Source organism: Roseburia sp. TF10-5, from assembly GCF_003462365.1.
Classification (GTDB): domain Bacteria; phylum Bacillota; class Clostridia; order Lachnospirales; family Lachnospiraceae; genus Roseburia; species Roseburia faecis.
The window spans coordinates 131,823-149,961 of the sequence record NZ_QTYW01000005.1 but is presented as its reverse complement, the minus strand read 5'-3'; the positions used below and the strand labels follow the sequence as shown (position 1 = coordinate 149,961).

The following is an 18,139-nucleotide window of genomic DNA, read 5'->3' as shown; positions in this document are numbered from 1 at the left end:
ATAAACAATGAACAAACAGGAATATATTGATACCGCGGAGCAGGAACTGCTGCATACCTACAATCGTTTTTCACTTGTACTTGATCATGGTGAGGGTGTATACCTTTACGATACAGACAAAAAAGCGTATCTGGATTTCGCAGCCGGAATCGCCGTATGTGCGCTGGGCTATAGCAATGAGGCGTATAAAAATGCGCTGAAGGATCAGGTGGATAAACTGCTGCATACGTCAAATCTTTATTACAATGTCCCGACCATTGAGGCGGCAAAGAAAGCACTAAAAGCCAGCGGAATGGATCGTATTTTCTTTACAAACAGCGGTACGGAGGCCATTGAGGGAGCCATCAAAGCTGCAAAAAAATATGCATATACCAGAGACGGACATGCCGGCCATGAAATCATTGCCATGAAACATTCTTTCCACGGAAGAAGTATCGGAGCACTTTCCGTAACCGGAAATGCCCATTATCAGGAACCGTTTGCTCCACTCATGCCGGGTGTGAAATTTGCAGAGTATAACAATTTAGAAAGTGTTAAAGAACTGGTAACGGACAAAACCTGTGCGGTTATTATGGAGACGGTACAGGGAGAAGGCGGAATTTATCCGGCCGATCCTGCATTTATCGAGGGCGTGCGCAGGCTCTGTGATGAAAAGGATATTCTGTTAATCTTAGATGAGATCCAGTGTGGCATGGGACGTACCGGCGAGATGTTCGCATGGCAGAATTACGGAGTAAAACCGGATATCATGACCTGTGCAAAAGCACTCGGATGTGGAGTGCCGGTCGGTGCATTTTTCCTGACACAGCGTGTGGCAGACAAATCGCTGGCACCGGGAGACCACGGAACGACCTATGGTGGAAACCCATTTGTCGGAGCAGCCGTTTCGGCAGTATTTGATCAGTTTAAAGCCTGTGACATTTTAGGTCATGTAAAGGAAGTAGCGCCTTATCTGGAACAGAAACTGGATGAGCTGGTAGAAAAATATGACTTCCTTGTAACACGCAGAGGCAAAGGTCTGATGCAGGGTGTGGTTTGCAAGCTTCCAGTTGGAAAAGTGGCAGCCGCAGCACTTGAGCAGGGACTGATCGTGATCACAGCGGGAGCGGATGTCCTTCGTTTTGTTCCACCGCTTGTCATCGAAAAACAGCATGTGGATGAAATGATTGAAAAGCTGGAAAAAGCATTACTTTCGGTGCAGGAATAACTTACACTTGTAAAAGTAACAAAAAATCGTTAAAATAGAAATGCATTGAGACTCGTTTCGCCCCGGAAAGGGAGAAATGAGATGAAAAAACATTGGATAAAAAAGTGCTGTATGATTCTGACATGCCTGTATCTGACGGGATGTGGCAGGGAGGAAGTGCCATATCTGGATACCACTCAGACACAGGAGCAGACGGTGGAAACGGAACGAACGGAACAAAAAGAAACATTAAAATCCGACCAGACGGTACAGGTATATGTATGCGGGGAGGTAGCAGCTCCCGGTGTCTATCAGCTGAAAGACGGTATGCGTATCTGTGATGCGGTGGAGGCGGCAGGAGGACTGACCAAAGCTGCCAGCCGCGAATACTGGAATCTTGCCGAGAAGCTTTCGGACGGACAGATGATTTATTTTCCCACAGAGGAAGAGGCAAGGGAGCGGAAAGCATCGGCAGAGGCAGCCGGTGCCACTGTGGAAGAATCGGATGGGCGGATTGATATCAATACGGCGGATGCCACGCAGCTTGTGACCATTCCGGGAATCGGAGAGACACGGGCGGCGGCAATTCTTGCATACCGGGAGAAAAACGGGCCGTTTGCGAAAGTCGAAGATATCATGCAGGTATCCGGAATCAAAAGCGCACTTTTTGAAAAAATGAAAGATTATATAACGATTCGTTGAGGTGTAATATGGCAAAGAAAGTTCTCGTAGTAGATGATGAGAAATTAATCGTAAAAGGAATCCGGTTCAGTCTTGAACAGGACGGGATGGAAGTGGATTGTGCATACGATGGAGAAGAAGCGCTGAATATGGCGAAAGCAAATGAGTATGATATGATCCTTTTGGACATCATGCTTCCGAAGATGGACGGATTCGAAGTATGTCAGGCGATTCGTGAATTTTCTGATATGCCGATTGTTATGCTGACAGCGAAGGGCGACGATATGGATAAGATTCTGGGACTCGATTATGGTGCCGATGACTATATCACAAAGCCGTTTAATATTCTTGAGGTGAAAGCGCGTATCAAAGCGATCATGCGTCGTACCGCAGGACCGAGAGAAAAGAAAGAAGTTTCTTCGATTGTGGAGAAAGGGGATCTGCGTCTGGACTGTGACAGCAGACGGCTGTTTATTTCAGGCAGGGAAGTAAACCTTACCGCAAAAGAATTTGATCTGCTGGAACTTCTTGTGAAAAATGAAAATAAAGTATACAGCAGGGAAAATCTGCTCGGACTGGTCTGGGGAAAAGATTATCCGGGAGACGTGCGTACAGTGGATGTGCATGTACGTCGTCTGCGTGAAAAGATCGAAACCAACCCAAGTGAACCGAAATACGTGCACACAAAATGGGGTGTGGGATATTATTATTACCAGAAATAGACGAGAAGGCAGAAAGGTTTTTCCATGCAGAAGAGTAAACAGTTTCTTCAGTTCTTAAAAAGTTTAAAATTTCGGCTGATTCTTTTGATCGTTGTGATTGCGGTCGTACCGAGTCTGATTCTTTCGGCAGCAGTTTTAAAATATTACGAAAAGCGTGCCGTTTCTATCCGGGAAAGTGAAATCTTAAGCCAGGCAAAAATTCTGGCAAATCAGATAGCGACAAGTGAATATATGAAGCTGGGGGCGGATGTATCGTCCAGCAATATTCAGACACAGATTGATATGCTCACGACCATCTATGATGGTCGTGTCATTGTTGTGGATGACAATTGCAAAGTTTATTATGACACGTATAATCTCGATGACCATAAGCTGATCATTGCAGAGGAGGTCATGCGCAGTTTCAAGGGCGAGGATATTGTGCATTATGATTCGGAGAACCATTACATTGAGATGACGATCCCGATCAGCGATCCTGATGATAAAAGTGAAACGGTGATCGGAGTTATGCTGATCAGTGTTTCTACGGACAATATTGTGATCAACCAGTCATATATGCGACAGGTGGCGGTGATCGTTATGGTCATGGTCGGAATTGCAATTGTGTTTTTTGCAATCCTTCTGCTTTTGTATTTCCTGAAGCCGTTGCAGAAGATTGAAGAGGGAATCGCTGCAATCAAAAACGGATACGGAGAGTACAATCTTCAGGTCAATGATTACACGGAGACGGCGGGAATCTGTGAGAAGATCAATCAGATGCTTGGCCGGATCAAAGTCATGGATGATTCCCGGCAGGAGTTTGTATCGAATGTGTCACATGAATTAAAGACACCGCTGACATCCATGAAGGTGCTGGCGGATTCGATCAATAGCATGCCGGATGCGCCGAAGGAACTGTATCAGGAATTTATGGAAGATATCACCAACGAGATTGAGCGTGAGACAAAGATCATCAACGATCTGCTTTCTCTGGTGAAGATGGATAAGTCTGCAGCAGGGCTGAATGTATCTTCCGTCAATATCAATGAACTTTTAGAGCAGATTTTAAAACGTCTGCAGCCGATTGCGGATAAGCAGAAAGTGGAACTTGTCCTTGAGAGTTTCCGCCCGGTTACCGCAGAAGTGGATGAGGTAAAAATCACGCTTGCGATCACAAATCTTGTGGAGAATGCAATCAAATATAACCGGAATGACGGAGAGGGCTGGGTACACGTATCGCTGAATGCGGATCACCAGTATTTCTACCTGAAAGTAGAAGATTCCGGAATCGGTATTCCGGAGGAGTCTCTGGATCATATTTACGAACGATTTTACCGGGTGGATAAATCCCATTCCCGTGAGATCGGAGGAACCGGACTGGGACTTGCAATTACAAGAAATTCCATACTGATGCATCGCGGCGCAATTAAAGTACATTCTGTGATGGGCGAGGGAACAACCTTTGATGTTCGTATTCCGCTCAACTATATTGCATAGGAGGAAAAAGATGAGAAAAAAAATAATTTCAATCATACTCCTTGTGGCAATGGTACTCACAATGGCTGCCGGATGTGGAAAAAAAGAAGATAAAAAAGACTATTTTGTATTTTATGTAAACAATGAGCTGACAAAGGTTGTTGCGAAAAAGATTACCCTGCAGCATACTTCATCCGGCAAAGCACAGGTGAAGGAACTGCTCAAAGATCTGCAGACACAGCCGGAGGATGCAACGCTTCGAAGAACCATTCCACGCAAAGTAAAAATCCAGAATATAGATCTGATCTCTTATCAGATTACGGTGGATTTCAGCAAGGAATATTACGATATGAAACCGACGGAAGAGATTCTGACCAGGGCTGCAATTGCAAAGACACTGTTGCAGCTGAGCCAGTATGTGACCTTTACGGTGGATGGAAAACCACTTGTGGATGCCTCGGGAGCAAATGTAGGTGCCATGAATCTGGACAGTTTTGTGGAAAATCCGGGAGAACAGATCAATTCCAGCCAGAAAGCAACACTGAAACTTTATTTTTCAAATAAGGCGGGTACCAGACTGGTTCCGGAAACCAGAGAGGTACATTACAGTTCCAACATTTCACTGGAAAAACTGGTGATGGAACAGCTGATTGAGGGACCAAGAAAAAGCGGACTCTTGGCAACGATTCCTTCGGAGACGAAACTGATTACGATCACAGTGGTGGATGGGGTCTGCTATGTCAATCTGGATGAAATGTTTTTGAATCAGAATCAGGAAATCTCAGAACCTGTTGTTTTATACTCTATCGTGGATTCCCTGACGGAACTGACGGGAATCGATAAAGTACAGATTTCCATCAACGGAGATACCAGTGGCAAATGCCGTTACACGTATAAACTATCAAAGATGTACGAGGCAGATGACCGGCTGGTCACAAAAGAAAGCGATGAGAAAGTAGAATCTACGGAATAGGAAAAGAAAGCGTGAGGAAAAGACCATTTCTTTTGCTTGCCACAGAGTTTCTGCTGGGGATTGTGTGTGTCAGAGAGCAGCTGCCGGCATGGGGTGTGCTGGCAGTTCTGTTACTGGTATATACCACTCCATGGAAGGAACGGGGGATGCGGAAAGTTCTGTTTGCGGCAGGACTTCCCGGTATGTTTCTTTTGGGGATGCTGCAGCTGCAGCGACAGATCGATTTCAGGCAGCAGTACCTGCAGAAACTCACAGATGGCCAGGAGGTTCGCCTGGCGGGAAAGATTGATCGGATAGAACCGAAAACCAGATGCGTTTATTACTATTTAAAAGATTGCACGGTGGAAGCAGAATCGCAGACACTGCCATGCAATGATGTAATCGCATATGTTTCTTCTGCCAGCCATTCGGCTGGACAAATCCTGAATATTGAGGGTACAATTTCATTATTTACAGAAGCATCCAATGAAGGGATGTTTGATGCCCGGCAGTTTTACCAGAGTCAGAAAATTGATTTCGGCATATGGGTTACAAAGATCAGCCGGGTCTATGGAAAACCGGATCGTTACCGGTGCGCACTACAGAATATGAAAAAGAGTGCAAATGACGTGATCCGGCATTCTATCCGGGACGATGGCGTGCTTTCTGCGATGCTGTTAGGGGAAAAGGGGGCTCTGGATGCAGAGATAAAATCTTTGTATCAGAGAGCGGGGATCGCCCATGTGCTTGCTATTTCCGGACTTCATATTTCCCTTCTGGGGATGGGACTGTACCGCCTGCTGCGGAAACGACTGCATACCCGGTATGTGACAGCAGCGCTGGCAACGACCGTTTTTTTGATTTCCTATGCGGTTTTAAGCGGAAACGGGGTATCTACACAGCGGGCGATGGGCATGTGTCTGATTTATTTGTTTGCGGATGTGACAGGATATGCCTATGACATGTTAAATGCGCTTGGAATTGTTGTGCTCGTACTTTTGTGGGAAAATCCGTTTCTGCTATCGTATTCCGGATTTGTGTTTTCCGTGATGGCGGTGATTGCCATCGGAGTGGGAGCCAATGTACTGCTGGAATGGGAACATTCATGGAAACGCAGACAGCAGGCCGGAGAGGAAACCATCAAAAAAACATTTTTCTCAAGACAAAAAGAAGGAATTCTGGTAAGTTTTGCAATCCAGTTGTTTACCATCCCGCTGGTCGCATATTCTTATTATGAAATTCCCGTGTACGCGATGCTGATAAACCTGTTTGTACTTGCGGTGGTCAACGGATTACTGGGGCTTACTGTGCTTGGGGTGATTGTGGGGATGGCGTTTTTGCCTGCGGGGCGTGTTCTGTTTGTGCCCTGTGGCTGGATGCTCGACAGTTACCGGTTTCTGTGTGAGGTTTCCTTAAAGATTCCGGGTGCGCAGAGGATCACAGGGAAACCTGCGCATATGCGGATCTTTTGGTATTACCTGGGGCTTGGAGTGTTTCTTCTGGCGATCTATGCCTGTGCACGCAGAAATGAAAAGCATAAAGACTGCAGGGAGACGGCAGATCTGTGTGTAAGCCGAAGAAAGAAACGTCTGCAGGGCATAGTTTTTTCCTGTTTTATTGCGTTTCTTCTGCTTTTTCTTCTTTTTCCACAGAAGAAATCGTTTGAGATTGATTTCCTTGATGTGGGACAGGGAGACGGTATTTATCTGTGCACGGGCGGCGGGACTTCCATGTTTATCGATGGTGGGAGCACCGATGTGAAACAGGTGGGAAAGTACCGGATTCTGCCGTTTTTAAAGGCAAAAGGAGTGTCAGAGATTTCTTACTGGTTTGTCAGTCATACGGATACCGATCATGTGTCCGGTCTTAAGGAGGTTCTTGTGTCCGGATACCGTGTGGAGTATCTGGTGTTTGCAAAAGCAGTGGAAAAAGAAGCAAAGACAAAAGAGCTGGCAGAACTGGCTCGCAGCCATGGAACGAAAGTGCTTTATATGCAGGCGGGGGATACGGTAAGAAGCAAACGTGCAGCCATGCGCTGTCTGTATCCCAAAGCTTCGGATAAAGCGGAGGATGTCAATGATCTGTGTCTGGTACTGCAATTTGAAGAGGGGGATATCCGCGCCCTGTTTGGTGGAGATATCTCTACAGATGTGGAAGAGCAGCTGAGCTGCCGCGAAAAATGGGATAAGGTTTTGATTTTTAAGGCGGATCATCATGGATCGCGCTATGCGAACGCAGAAGCGTTATTGAAGTGTATCCGGCCGGAAATTACGGTTGCTTCAGCCGGAAAGGATAATCGTTACGGACATCCAAGCCCGGATGCCGTACAAAGGATCAAAGAGAGCGGCAGCAGATTTTTTTGCACCATCGAAGGTGGACGGATACGGGTGCGCGTCATCGAAAATAAGCTGGTGTGCGAAACTTATGTGAAATAGAGAAAATTATTTTCCGGCACTGTACTGTACCAGAAACAGTTCAACGGCCATCTGGTCATTCATGTGTCCGGTTTTTACTGCAGTTTCGTATTCCACACCATCGCGGATCGCCTGTTTGAGCTGATCCATGGAAAAAGCACGGCTCTGCGACTGGTATTTGCGGACTGCCCACTCCGGGCAGCCGGCTTTTAAAGCAATTTCTTTGTTGCCAAATCCCTGATTGGTCATGGATTTGACAATCATCAGACGCTGAAACTGGCTGGAAAGCAGAAAAAGAATACGCATCGGAGCTTCTTTGAGAGCAAGAAGATCATAATAAAGATCCAGTGCCTTTTTCTGCTGGTGCAGTGCCACTGCGTCAATCATGTCAAAGATTTTATTCTCGGTCTGTTCGGTGGTGATGGCTTCCACATCGGAGATATCAATATAGTCTTTTTCCAGTGTGTAGCAGAGAAGTTTTTCCAGCTCTTTGTCGATATTTTCCATGTCATCACCGGTTTTACGGATAAAGAGCGCATAGGCATCTCTTGTAATATTTTTTCCGTTTTTGCGGATTCTTCCCTCGATCCAGCGGGAGAGAGTCGTCTCATTCTGACGCGGAAATTCCACGATGCTTCCGTTTTTTTTCACCTGCTTGTACATCTTTGTTTTCTTGTCTATTTCTTTTTCCGCAAAGACAAAATAAGTGGTTTCCGGAATGGAAGACATGTAATCGGCAAGTTCTTCGGCGCTTTTTTTAAACAGATCGCTGTCTTCGATCAGAATGAGTCTGCGGTCGGCAAAAAAAGGCAGTGTCTCTGCCAGATCGATGATCTCTTTCTGGTTGATGTCGCTGCCGGAGAAAGCAGAAAAGTTCATGGTATCATCATCCGCTGCCAGTGCATGCTTTAATTTGTCCCGGTACTGACGGATCAGATACTGTTCTTCTCCGTATAACAGATAAATCTGTTTGAATTGTCCTGTTTTGATGTCGTTATCAATCGTTTTCATGTCTACATTATATACATATTGGCAGACTTTTACAACTTTTTTTCAATTACATCTTGACAGAAGGGACAGCTTGACATATTATATTCTAGTATGTTTGCGATGAAGCGTCCGTGTCTGTTTCACCGCAGGAAACAAATTACAGTTTGATATGGAGGTGTACAGATTGGCTAACATTAAATCTGCTAAGAAGAGAATTTTAGTTACAGAGACAAAGACTGCAAGAAATAAAGCAATCCGTTCTGAAGTTAAGACTTCAATCAAGAAGGTAGAGGCTGCTGTTGCTGCAAAGGATAAGGCTGCTGCAGAGGCTGCATATAAGGATGCTTCTTCAGTTATCGAGAGTGCCTGCTCTAAGGGTGTATATCACAAGAACAACGCAGCTCGTAAAGTTTCCCGTTTAGCAAAATTAGTAAACGGAATCGCTTAAGATCTGAATATTATAAAAGGAGAAGGACTGCCAGTACCGTCATGCTGGCAGTCTTTTTTGTTTACAAATACGTGGGAGAATGATACAATAAACAGAGGAACTGATACAGCGGAGGAAAAAATGTCTGGATTATTGTTGGAGCTGCGCAGACAGATTGCGCACAATCGTCGGAAAGCTGCATATGAAGAACGGATGCGTGCATCTGCTCAGGAAAAACCGCAGGAGGTTTTTTCGCAGAAGACAAAAGAGACAAAGCCGGACACGGAAATACAGCCCGAAGTACAGGAAAGGAAAGTTAATGTTGTGAGCAGGGAAGATTTCTTACTTAGCCAGATTGATGAATTCAGAGAACGCGCCAAGCAGTTACAGTCATTGCTTGATTCCAGAGAGACGGAGGCACAGGAACTGCAGACGTTAGTGGATGAACGTCAGGAGAAAGCAGATGCTCTGGGGCAGATTCTCGAGGAGCGTCAGAAAAAAGCAGATGGATTCACTGCGGAAGTGGAAAAGCAGATTGATCGTCTGATCGGCAAAGTGTCTGCCAAGATGGAAGAAATCGAAGTTTCCATGAAGGAAGATGTGGCAGACGGCAAACGCTTAAATGAAGAAAAAGCAAAGGAACTGAAAGATTCTCTTGCGCAGATCGAAGAACAGCTGACCACGGCAAAAACAGAAATCTCCGAGAAAGTACATACAGAAAATGTAAAATGCTACCGAAATATTTCGGATCTGTTCCGCAGCATGGATGAACGTCTGGACAAGCTTACCGTTATGGAAAGCAGAATGCATCCGGTCCGTATTTTTTCCCTGACGGGAATGATACTTGGAATCGTGAATCTGGTGGTGTTACTTTTGGTTCTGCTGGTTAGTGTGGGCGTGATTGCGTTTTAGAATAAGGATATGCAATTCTCAAAAGAATGAGGATTGCATTTTTTGTCTCAAAAAAGAGATAGAACAATTCGAAAAGAGAAATGTGAATAGGAGAATCTGATATGGCAAAAAAGAAAGTTTGGGTTGTAGGACATAAGCATCCGGATACAGACTCCATATGTGCAGCGATTTCTTATGCAAACCTGAAAAATGAAATAGAAAAAAAGAATCCCAAAACAGCTACGGGAATGACCTATATTGCAAAGAGAGCCGGATCTGTAAATGCGGAGACGGCGTATGTTCTGGAAAGGTTTCATGCAGAGGCCCCGGCAATGATTTCGGATGTCGGAACACAGATCAAGGATATTCAGATACGCCGTACAGAGGGAGTAAACAGTCATATCTCTATGAAAAAGGCATGGGAGATGATGAAGATCCTCGGGGTTGTTACGCTTCCGGTGGTGCGGGAAAATAAGCTGGAAGGACTGATTGTAACAGGAGATATTGCAAAATCCTACATGGATGTATATGATAATACCATCCTTTCTACCGCACGTACCCAGTACAAGAATATTGTAGAGACGCTGGACGGACAGCTGCTGACAGGAAATGAACATGCGTATTTTGTTCACGGCAAGGTGGTAATCGGAATCGGTACACCAGAAGGAGTGACTTCTGCCATAGACAAGGATGACCTGGTTATGATCGGGGACGGGGAAGAGTCGCAGATGCTTTCCATTGCATCAAACTGCAGCTGCATGATTGTCACTAACGGATATGAAATCAGTCAGGAAGTGATCGAGGCGGCAAAGGAACGCGAAGTCGTTCTGATCAGTACACCGTACGATACGTTTACCGCGGCTCGTCTGATCAACCAGAGTATGCCGATCAAGCATTTTATGACAAAAAAAGGAATTATTCATTTTGATCTGGATGATTACGTGGATGAGGTAAGAGAGACCGTAGCCAATATACGGCATCGGGATTTCCCGGTTCTCGATGAAAACCAGAACTATGTGGGTATGTTTTCCCGCAGAAATTTGATGAGAGCAGAGAAAAAGAAACTGATCCTTGTGGACCACAATGAAAAATCACAGGCAGTATCCAATATCGATGAGGCGGAAATTTTAGAGATTATCGATCATCACCGGCTGGGCAGCCTTGAGACCATGTCTCCGGTGTATTTCCGCAATCAGCCGCTTGGATGTACATCCACCATCATTTATCAGATGTATCTGGAAAAGGGAATTACGATCACCTCGCAGATGGCAGGACTGATGTGTGCAGCCATTTTATCTGACACGCTGATGTTCCGCTCACCGACCTGTACACAGATAGACAGGGAAGCAGCACTCCGGCTGGCAGAGATTGCAGAGGTTAAGGTCGAGGAGCTTGCCTCAGCAATGTTTCAGGCGGGAAGCAATTTTGATAATAAAACAGAAGAAGAAATTTTAAATCAGGATTTTAAAATTTTCCATGCCGGGGATGTGAGTTTTGGCGTGGCGCAGATCAGCGCGATGGGACGCACCGAACTGGATAAGGTGCAGGAACGTATCGAGCCGAAACTGGAACAGATGATGGGAGAAAAACAGATCCAGATGATTTTTGTCATGCTGACGGATATCTTAAATGAGTCTACTTATCTGATTTATCGCGGTGCGGATGCATCGCAGCTGGTTGCGGCAGCTTATAATTGCGAGCCTTCCGATCAGGGGATTATGTTGGAAAATGTGGTATCCAGAAAGAAACAGCTGATTCCTGCGCTGATCAACACACTTGCAGAGCGCAAAATGTAACAGGCAGACAGATCAATTGCGCTGTTCTCTGGGAGAACAGCCAAAATGTTTGCGGTATGCCCGGGAAAAGGTGGAATAATTGTGAAAACCACAGGCATAACAGGCGGTGGTGATGGATTCCCCCTGGGCGATCTGATCTCTTGCCAGCAAAAGGCGCTTCGTGGTCAGATAGTTTCCGATCGTATAACCGGTTTCTTCCTTGAAGGCATGCATGAGATGATACCGGCTCAGATAGAAATGTTCGGCAAGAAAGTCGATGGTGATGTCATCTGTTAAATGTGCATTTAAATAATCTATCACATGGATCATTTTATGATTTGAGGCTGTGGTAGAAAGATATTCAATGCGGTTGGAGAGAGCTGCACGGTTTAACTGCACCATCAGCTCCAGAAAAAGAAGTTTATGATAAAGTTCGTTTGCGTATTCTCTGGAATCCAGAGATTGTTCCAGATCGTGGATAATTCTTGCAATCTGTGTTGTCTGCAGTGCCGGAATACGCAGTACATGCGATTTTTTCTGATGCGCTTCTTTTAAGCAGAGTGAGAGATCGTCGGAATCATGACAGGCATCCAGGTAGTGTCTGGAAATATAGATGATGATGCGCTCATAAATTTCAGAACTGTGCAGAACCGGACGGTGGACCGTACCTGCGGGAACGAATACGATATCCCCCGGTATCAGATCATAGGTACGTCCTTCCACATTGTAAGAAATATTTCCTTTGCGAAAGATCAGAATTTTATGAAAATCGTGGTAATGAAAGTCAATCGGGCGCATAGAGGTATCTTTTAAGTGAAAAATCTTAAAATCGTCATGAAGATATCCTGTTTTTTCATAATGTGAGAGTTCTGACATTGCATAAATCTCCTGTAAATATTAATTAGATTCAGTGTACTATGTTTCCACACAATTTGCAATATAAAAAGCACTGTAGTTGTTTTAGAAGACGGATCGTGCGGGTATACTTAGAATAGAAGCTCTGAATCGACAGGATGGAAAAAAAGGAGTGTAGAAATATGAAGTTTACAAAAATGCATGGGTGCGGAAATGATTATGTATATGTCAATTTGTTTGAGGAAAAGATAGCAGATCCTGCAAAGGTATCAATTGCAGTGAGTGACCGCCATTTTGGAATCGGATCGGATGGTCTGATCACTATTGGCCCATCGGATATCGCGGATTTCAGGATGCGGATTTACAATGCGGATGGCTCGGAGGCGGAGATGTGTGGAAACGGAATCCGCTGTGTCGCAAAATATGTATATGATCATAAAATGACGGATAAGAAAGAGATTACGATTGAAACCGGAGCCGGGGTAAAAACGTTGCAGCTGACGGTTGCGGATGGCAAGGTTTCGCTGGTTCGTGTGGATATGGGAGAACCGATATTAAAACCGGATTTAATTCCTGTAGATGCATCGGGAGAACAGGTGGTAGATGAGCCGATTGAAGTAGAGGGCAGAGAGTGGAAGATGACCTGCGTGTCGATGGGAAATCCACATGCGGTAATTTTTGTGGAGGACACCGAACATTTTGAACTGGAAAAATACGGTCCGGAGTTTGAACATCATCCACGGTTTCCAAAACGGACCAACACAGAGTTCGTACACGTTATTTCTCCGACGGAAGCATCCATGCGGGTGTGGGAACGCGGATCTGCGGAGACGCTTGCCTGTGGTACCGGAACCTGTGCCACGGTTATGGCATGTATCTTAAATCATAAGACAGAAAATAAAGTTCTGGTGCATCTGCGGGGCGGAGATCTGACCATCGAGTATGATCCGGATAACAATCATATTTATATGACCGGACCAGCGACAGAAGTGTTTCATGGAATATGGGAGGAAAATTAAATGATAATTAAAGAACTTATCAACGAAATGGAATATGAGATACTGGCGGGAAGCGAGGAGACAGAGATTACGACTCTGGTATATGATTCCCGCAAGGTTGAAAAAGGTTCTGTGTTTGTGTGCATCAGCGGAAGTGTGCGTGATGCACATGAGTTTATTCCGGATGTGGCAGCAAAGGGAGCAGCGGCCATTGTCGTAGAAAAGGATGTAACGCCGATCGATGGAATTACATATATCAAGGTAGAGGACAGCCGTCTGGCACTTGCCTGCATGTCTGCGGCATATTTTGGGCATCCGGCAAAAAAATTAAAGACGATCGGTATTACCGGAACAAAAGGAAAAACAACGACAACCTATATGGTTCGTTCGATTCTAGAGTCTGCGGGAATCAAAACCGGACTGATCGGCACGATCGAATCGATTGTTGGTTCTGAGCGTATTCCTTCTGCAAATACGACACCGGAATCTTACCGGGTGCAGGAGCTTTTTGCAAAAATGGTAGATGCGGGACTCGATGCTGTTGTGATGGAAGTCTCTTCCCAGGCGCTGATGCTTCACCGCGTATCCGGATTTGTGTTTGATATCGGCGTGTTTACCAATCTTGAACCGGATCATATCGGAGAAAATGAGCACAAGGATTTTGCAGATTATATGCACTGCAAGAGTCTTTTGTTCCAGCAGTGCAGGCATGGAATTTTTAATGGGGACAGCGAGCATCTGCAGGGCATTTTACAGGGACATACCTGTACGGTTGAGACGTTTGGGTATGGAGCAGAAAATGATCTGATTGCGCAGAAGGTAGAGTTAAAAAAGGAGCATGGGGCACTTGGTGTAAAATATCATGTGGGAGGTTCCATGGATTTTGATGTGGAAGTCAATGTGCCGGGAAAATTTTCGGTGTATAATTCCCTGACCGCCATTGCAATCTGTCATCATTTTGGTGTCAGTGTTGAAGAAATCAAAAAGGCGATGCTTCATGTAAGTGTCAAGGGAAGAATTGAGATTGTACCGGTAACAAAGAGATATACGCTGATGATTGACTATGCACACAATGCCATGGCACTGGAGAGTCTGTTAACGACCTTGAAAGAGTATGAGCCGGGCAGACTGGTCTGCCTGTTCGGATGCGGAGGAAACCGTGCAAAATCCCGCCGTTATGAGATGGGAGAGGTATCTTCAAAACTGGCAGATCTGACGGTTGTCACATCGGATAATCCAAGAAATGAAGAACCAATGGATATCATCAACGATATTCTGGTCGGGGTACACAAAGCTGATGGCGCATATGTGACGATACCGGACCGGAAAGAAGCCATCAGGTATTGCATGGAACATGCCGAGGATGGCGATATCATCGTTCTTGCAGGAAAAGGGCACGAAGATTACCAGGAGATCAAGGGTGTGAAGCATCATATGGATGAGCGTGAACTGATCGCGGATATTATCCGGGAAAATACGGATCTGAAATTATAACAGGATTATAAATAACAGGAACAGGCAAAAGGAGTGGAAAAATGGGAAAACAGAGTTGGAAAGCGGGAAATATGTTAAATCCGGTGCCGGCTGTGATGGTCAGTGTGGCGGATCAGAATCATCGGCCAAACATTATTACCGTGGCATGGGCAGGAACCGTCTGCACCAATCCGCCGATGGTTTCCATTTCCGTCCGCCCATCCCGTTATTCTTATGAGATCATAGAGAAAACCGGAGAATTTGTGATTAATCTGACCAACGAAAAACTGGCAAAGGCCTGTGATTACTGCGGCGTGGTCAGCGGAAGAGATGTGGATAAATTTAAAAAAACAGGACTTACACCGGTTCCGGTGGAGCATGTGAAAGCTCCGGCAATTGCGGAAAGTCCTGTAAATATTGCCTGCAGGGTGGTGGAGAGCCATCCGCTTGGCAGTCATACGATGTTTGTGGCGGAAGTACTTGGCGTAACGGTGGATGATGCGTATCTGGATGAAACAGGAAAATTTGACATCAACGGAACCGGGCTTATCATGTATTCCCACGGAGAATATTTTGCTCTGGGGAAAAAACTCGGCAAATTTGGATACAGCGTACAGAAAAAGAAAAAATGACACGCGGCTTATTGCAGCAGCGTGTCCATCAGTACAGCATATACATCTTCACTTTTCTTTTTCCAGTTATTGCAGATGGCTTCTGCCTGTTCTTTTGTAGTTACGCAAAGCGTCAGGTCGATCAGAGGATTGCCGTCAGACCGTACCTGACAGCGTACTGCGTATTTCTGATTGGTTGTCTTATAGTAATCTGCCAGAATGGAATTTTCCTGTCGGAATTCTAATTTATTCTTTTCAAAAAATCCCTGAACATCATTTTCAATTCCATCATTTAATTTATCTTTGAAAAATCCAAGTGTTTCTTTTCCCGCAGAAGTCAGAGAGTACTGTGTGTTGCTGTGCGTGGACTCTGCATGGATTAAATTGGCATCGACCAGATCTCCGATTACTTCCTGTACACGGAAATAGTCTGTGTATTCCTGTTCCAGAAAGAAATTGGAAATCTGGGTGTTGGAAAGCGGAAACCCTGCTTTGCTCAGCATATATAAGATCGTAAGTTTATAGATTGTAAATGGTTCTGCCATAAAAATGTTCTCCTTGTCTGGTATTGCGTTCTTTGAGACGGCGATGAATGGTGTTTAAAATGCGTTTTTTGTCTGTGCTCCAGGAAGGGGCGAGTAATAGACTGCGGGGACCATCTCCCGTCAGACGGTGAACGACCATGTCCGGGGGAAGAAGTTCCAGGCAGTCGATCACAAAATCGCTGTATTCATCAAGTTCCATCATGGGAAACGGATGAAGCTGATACTGTTCTGCCAGTGCAGTGCCACGCAGGACATGCAGAAGCTGCAGCTTGATTCCCGAAACCGGAAGTGCGGCGACATGCCGGACGGTATCTTTCATCATTTCTTTTGTTTCACCGGGAAATCCTAAAATAACATGTGCGATCACGGAGATTCCAAGGGCATGAAGTTTGGATACAGCGGCATCAAACTGTGCAACCGTGGTATGCGTGTTCATGGCAGACAGCGTCTTTGCATGGATGCTCTGCAGACCAAGCTCTATCCATATGGGTTTTTCCTGATTGAGATCGGAGAGGAGTTCTAAGGTTTCCGGAGGAAGGCAGTCACTTCTGGTTCCTATGGAAAGTGCAACGATTTCTTCCGGTGCCATTGCCTCGGAATAGAGCTGACGCAAAATGTCAACGGGGGCATAGGTGTTGGTAAATGACTGGAAATACGCAATGAATTTCTGGCAGTGTGTTTTGGCGGCGATTTTCTGTCTGGCCTGTATGAACTGCTCAGAAACCGGCAGAAATGCATCCGCGGCAAAATCACCGGAGCCTCCGGCACTGCAGAATGCACATCCTCCGTAAGAGAGTGTTCCGTCGCGGTTGGGACACGTCATCCCACCGCTTAGACTGAGACGGTACACTTTTTCCCCGAAGAGCTCTTTACAGTAATCGTTCAGAGAATAGTAGCGATTAGCGGACATGAGACTTGACTGCTTCACTTACAACTTCTGCCACACGTGGATCAAATGCTTCCGGCATAATGAAATCTTCATTTAATTCCTCATCAGAAACTAGGGCTGCAAGTGCTTCTGCTGCTGCAAGTTTCATTTCTTCTGTGATCTGGGTGGCATGTGCCTCTAATGCACCGCGGAAAATACCAGGGAAAGCGATCACGTTGTTTACCTGATTTGGGAAATCGCTCCGTCCGGTTCCGACAACTTTTGCTCCGGCAGCTTTGGCCACATCCGGCATGATCTCCGGCACCGGATTTGCCATGGCAAACAGGATGGCATCTTTGTTCATGGAAGAAACCATTTCCGGAGTGACAATGTTTGGCGCAGAGACACCGACAAAGATATCCGCACCGCGCAGTGCGTCTGCCAGCGTTCCGGAGGCATTTTCGAGATTGGTAACCTCTGTCATTTTTTTCTGCATCCAGTTTAAGTTCGGATAATCTTTTCCGATGATTCCTTCACGGTCACACATGGTCACGTGTTTGAAACCGTAAGTCAGAAGAAGTTTGGTGATTGCCACACCGGCAGATCCTGCACCGTTTACCACAACGCGGCAGTCTTCTTTTTTCTTGCCGGTCACACGCAGACCATTGATGATACCGGCCAAAACAACGATGGCGGTTCCGTGCTGGTCATCATGAAATACCGGGATATCAAGCGTTTCTTTCAGACGTTCCTCGATTTCGAAACAACGCGGAGCGGAGATGTCTTCCAGATTGATACCGCCGAATCCGGGAGCTATATTTTTCACAGCCTGAATGATCTCTTCGGTGTCCTGAGTGTCCAGACAGATCGGTACAGCGTTAACATTTCCAAATTCTTTGAATAATACACATTTTCCTTCCATGACCGGCATAGCGGCATAAGGACCGATATTTCCAAGACCGAGAACGGCACTTCCGTCGGAAACAACGGCAACCGTGTTGGCTTTCCATGTATAAGCGTAGGCAGCAGTTTTATCTTCCGCAATTACTTTGCATGGTTCTGCAACACCCGGGGTGTATGCAATCGCGAGATCCTCGCGGGTTTTTACTTTTGATTTTGCAACGGTTTCGAGTTTTCCGTTCCATTCTTTGTGGCATAAAAGTGCCTTTTCTTTATTATCCATAGTAATTTTCTCCTTTACATACTCATACTTATTCACAATACCATTCTTGCGCATGAAAAAAAAGACTTCCTATTTTACCGGAAATAGTGTATAATAGCTGCATTAGATAATAT

17 protein-coding genes are annotated in these 18,139 nt (G+C 45.4%); 12 read left to right on the top strand and 5 right to left on the bottom strand.

Annotated features, from left to right (window positions below; translation table 11 throughout):
- The first annotated feature begins 7 nt into the window (after nucleotides 1-7).
- The 6 genes from DXD06_RS07150 (at nucleotide 8) to DXD06_RS07125 (ending at nucleotide 7,431) form a co-directional block, all read left to right on the top strand.
- Nucleotides 8-1,207: an aspartate aminotransferase family protein gene (locus DXD06_RS07150; protein WP_022046412.1), complete on the top strand. Its 1,200-nt coding sequence runs from the start codon at nucleotides 8-10 to the stop codon at nucleotides 1,205-1,207.
- An 81-nt stretch (nucleotides 1,208-1,288) separates the two neighbouring features.
- Nucleotides 1,289-1,888, top strand: a complete 600-nt coding sequence (locus DXD06_RS07145; RefSeq protein ID WP_055068492.1) for a ComEA family DNA-binding protein — start codon at nucleotides 1,289-1,291, stop codon at nucleotides 1,886-1,888.
- An 8-nt stretch (nucleotides 1,889-1,896) separates the two neighbouring features.
- On the top strand, nucleotides 1,897-2,589 hold the full coding sequence (locus DXD06_RS07140) for a response regulator transcription factor (RefSeq protein WP_022046414.1): 693 nt from the start codon (nucleotides 1,897-1,899) through the stop codon (nucleotides 2,587-2,589).
- A gap of 24 nt (nucleotides 2,590-2,613) precedes the next feature.
- Nucleotides 2,614-4,065, top strand: a complete 1,452-nt coding sequence (locus DXD06_RS07135) for a sensor histidine kinase (protein ID WP_022046415.1) — start codon at nucleotides 2,614-2,616, stop codon at nucleotides 4,063-4,065.
- A 10-nt stretch (nucleotides 4,066-4,075) separates the two neighbouring features.
- A complete protein-coding gene (locus DXD06_RS07130; protein WP_158569503.1) occupies nucleotides 4,076-5,017 on the top strand; it encodes a GerMN domain-containing protein in 942 nt (313 codons plus the stop codon).
- An 11-nt stretch (nucleotides 5,018-5,028) separates the two neighbouring features.
- Nucleotides 5,029-7,431, top strand: a complete 2,403-nt coding sequence (locus tag DXD06_RS07125) for a DNA internalization-related competence protein ComEC/Rec2 (protein WP_158569502.1) — start codon at nucleotides 5,029-5,031, stop codon at nucleotides 7,429-7,431.
- 6 nt (nucleotides 7,432-7,437) lie between these two features.
- Here DXD06_RS07125 and holA read toward each other — a convergent pair whose 3' ends face one another.
- Entirely contained in the window at nucleotides 7,438-8,421 is a 984-nt protein-coding gene (gene holA / locus DXD06_RS07120) for a DNA polymerase III subunit delta (RefSeq protein ID WP_117831179.1), read from the bottom strand.
- 163 nt (nucleotides 8,422-8,584) lie between these two features.
- Between holA and rpsT the strand changes: the two genes are divergently transcribed.
- The 3 genes from rpsT to DXD06_RS07105 all read left to right on the top strand — a co-directional run bounded on the left by rpsT (nucleotide 8,585) and on the right by DXD06_RS07105 (nucleotide 11,514).
- Nucleotides 8,585-8,848, top strand: coding sequence for a 30S ribosomal protein S20 (rpsT, locus tag DXD06_RS07115; protein WP_022046419.1), 264 nt, complete (start codon nucleotides 8,585-8,587; stop codon nucleotides 8,846-8,848).
- A gap of 120 nt (nucleotides 8,849-8,968) precedes the next feature.
- Nucleotides 8,969-9,739: a hypothetical protein gene (locus DXD06_RS07110; protein ID WP_141652743.1), complete on the top strand. Its 771-nt coding sequence runs from the start codon at nucleotides 8,969-8,971 to the stop codon at nucleotides 9,737-9,739.
- A 101-nt stretch (nucleotides 9,740-9,840) separates the two neighbouring features.
- On the top strand, nucleotides 9,841-11,514 hold the full coding sequence (locus tag DXD06_RS07105) for a putative manganese-dependent inorganic diphosphatase (protein ID WP_117831178.1): 1,674 nt from the start codon (nucleotides 9,841-9,843) through the stop codon (nucleotides 11,512-11,514).
- Nucleotides 11,515-11,526: 12 nt separating this feature from the next.
- Here the strand turns inward: DXD06_RS07105 and DXD06_RS07100 are convergent, their stop codons facing one another.
- Nucleotides 11,527-12,369, bottom strand: coding sequence for an AraC family transcriptional regulator (locus tag DXD06_RS07100; RefSeq protein WP_055262086.1), 843 nt, complete (start codon nucleotides 12,367-12,369; stop codon nucleotides 11,527-11,529).
- Nucleotides 12,370-12,530: 161 nt separating this feature from the next.
- Between DXD06_RS07100 and dapF the strand changes: the two genes are divergently transcribed.
- The 3 genes from dapF to DXD06_RS07085 are packed head-to-tail and all read left to right on the top strand — an operon-like array spanning nucleotide 12,531 to nucleotide 15,451.
- The gene (gene dapF / locus DXD06_RS07095; protein ID WP_022046423.1) at nucleotides 12,531-13,367 is read left to right on the top strand and encodes a diaminopimelate epimerase; all 837 of its coding nucleotides are present in this window, start codon (nucleotides 12,531-12,533) and stop codon (nucleotides 13,365-13,367) included.
- Entirely contained in the window at nucleotides 13,368-14,840 is a 1,473-nt protein-coding gene (locus DXD06_RS07090; RefSeq protein ID WP_117831177.1) for a UDP-N-acetylmuramoyl-L-alanyl-D-glutamate--2,6-diaminopimelate ligase, read from the top strand.
- 41 nt (nucleotides 14,841-14,881) lie between these two features.
- The gene (locus DXD06_RS07085) at nucleotides 14,882-15,451 is read left to right on the top strand and encodes a flavin reductase family protein (RefSeq protein WP_055068499.1); all 570 of its coding nucleotides are present in this window, start codon (nucleotides 14,882-14,884) and stop codon (nucleotides 15,449-15,451) included.
- Between the two features lie 8 nt (nucleotides 15,452-15,459).
- On the opposite strand, the gene DXD06_RS07080 is transcribed toward DXD06_RS07085, so the two are convergent.
- The 3 genes from DXD06_RS07080 to DXD06_RS07070 are packed head-to-tail and all read right to left on the bottom strand — an operon-like array spanning nucleotide 15,460 to nucleotide 18,026.
- Nucleotides 15,460-15,975, bottom strand: coding sequence for a DUF4364 family protein (locus DXD06_RS07080; protein WP_022046426.1), 516 nt, complete (start codon nucleotides 15,973-15,975; stop codon nucleotides 15,460-15,462).
- On the bottom strand, nucleotides 15,950-16,885 hold the full coding sequence (locus DXD06_RS07075) for a TIGR01212 family radical SAM protein (protein WP_117831176.1): 936 nt from the start codon (nucleotides 16,883-16,885) through the stop codon (nucleotides 15,950-15,952). Before DXD06_RS07075 ends, DXD06_RS07080 begins: the two co-directional genes overlap by 26 nt.
- Nucleotides 16,875-18,026: an NAD(P)-dependent malic enzyme gene (locus DXD06_RS07070; RefSeq protein ID WP_117831234.1), complete on the bottom strand. Its 1,152-nt coding sequence runs from the start codon at nucleotides 18,024-18,026 to the stop codon at nucleotides 16,875-16,877. The genes DXD06_RS07075 and DXD06_RS07070 overlap by 11 nt, the downstream gene beginning before the upstream one ends.
- Nucleotides 18,027-18,139: the final 113 nt, after the last annotated feature.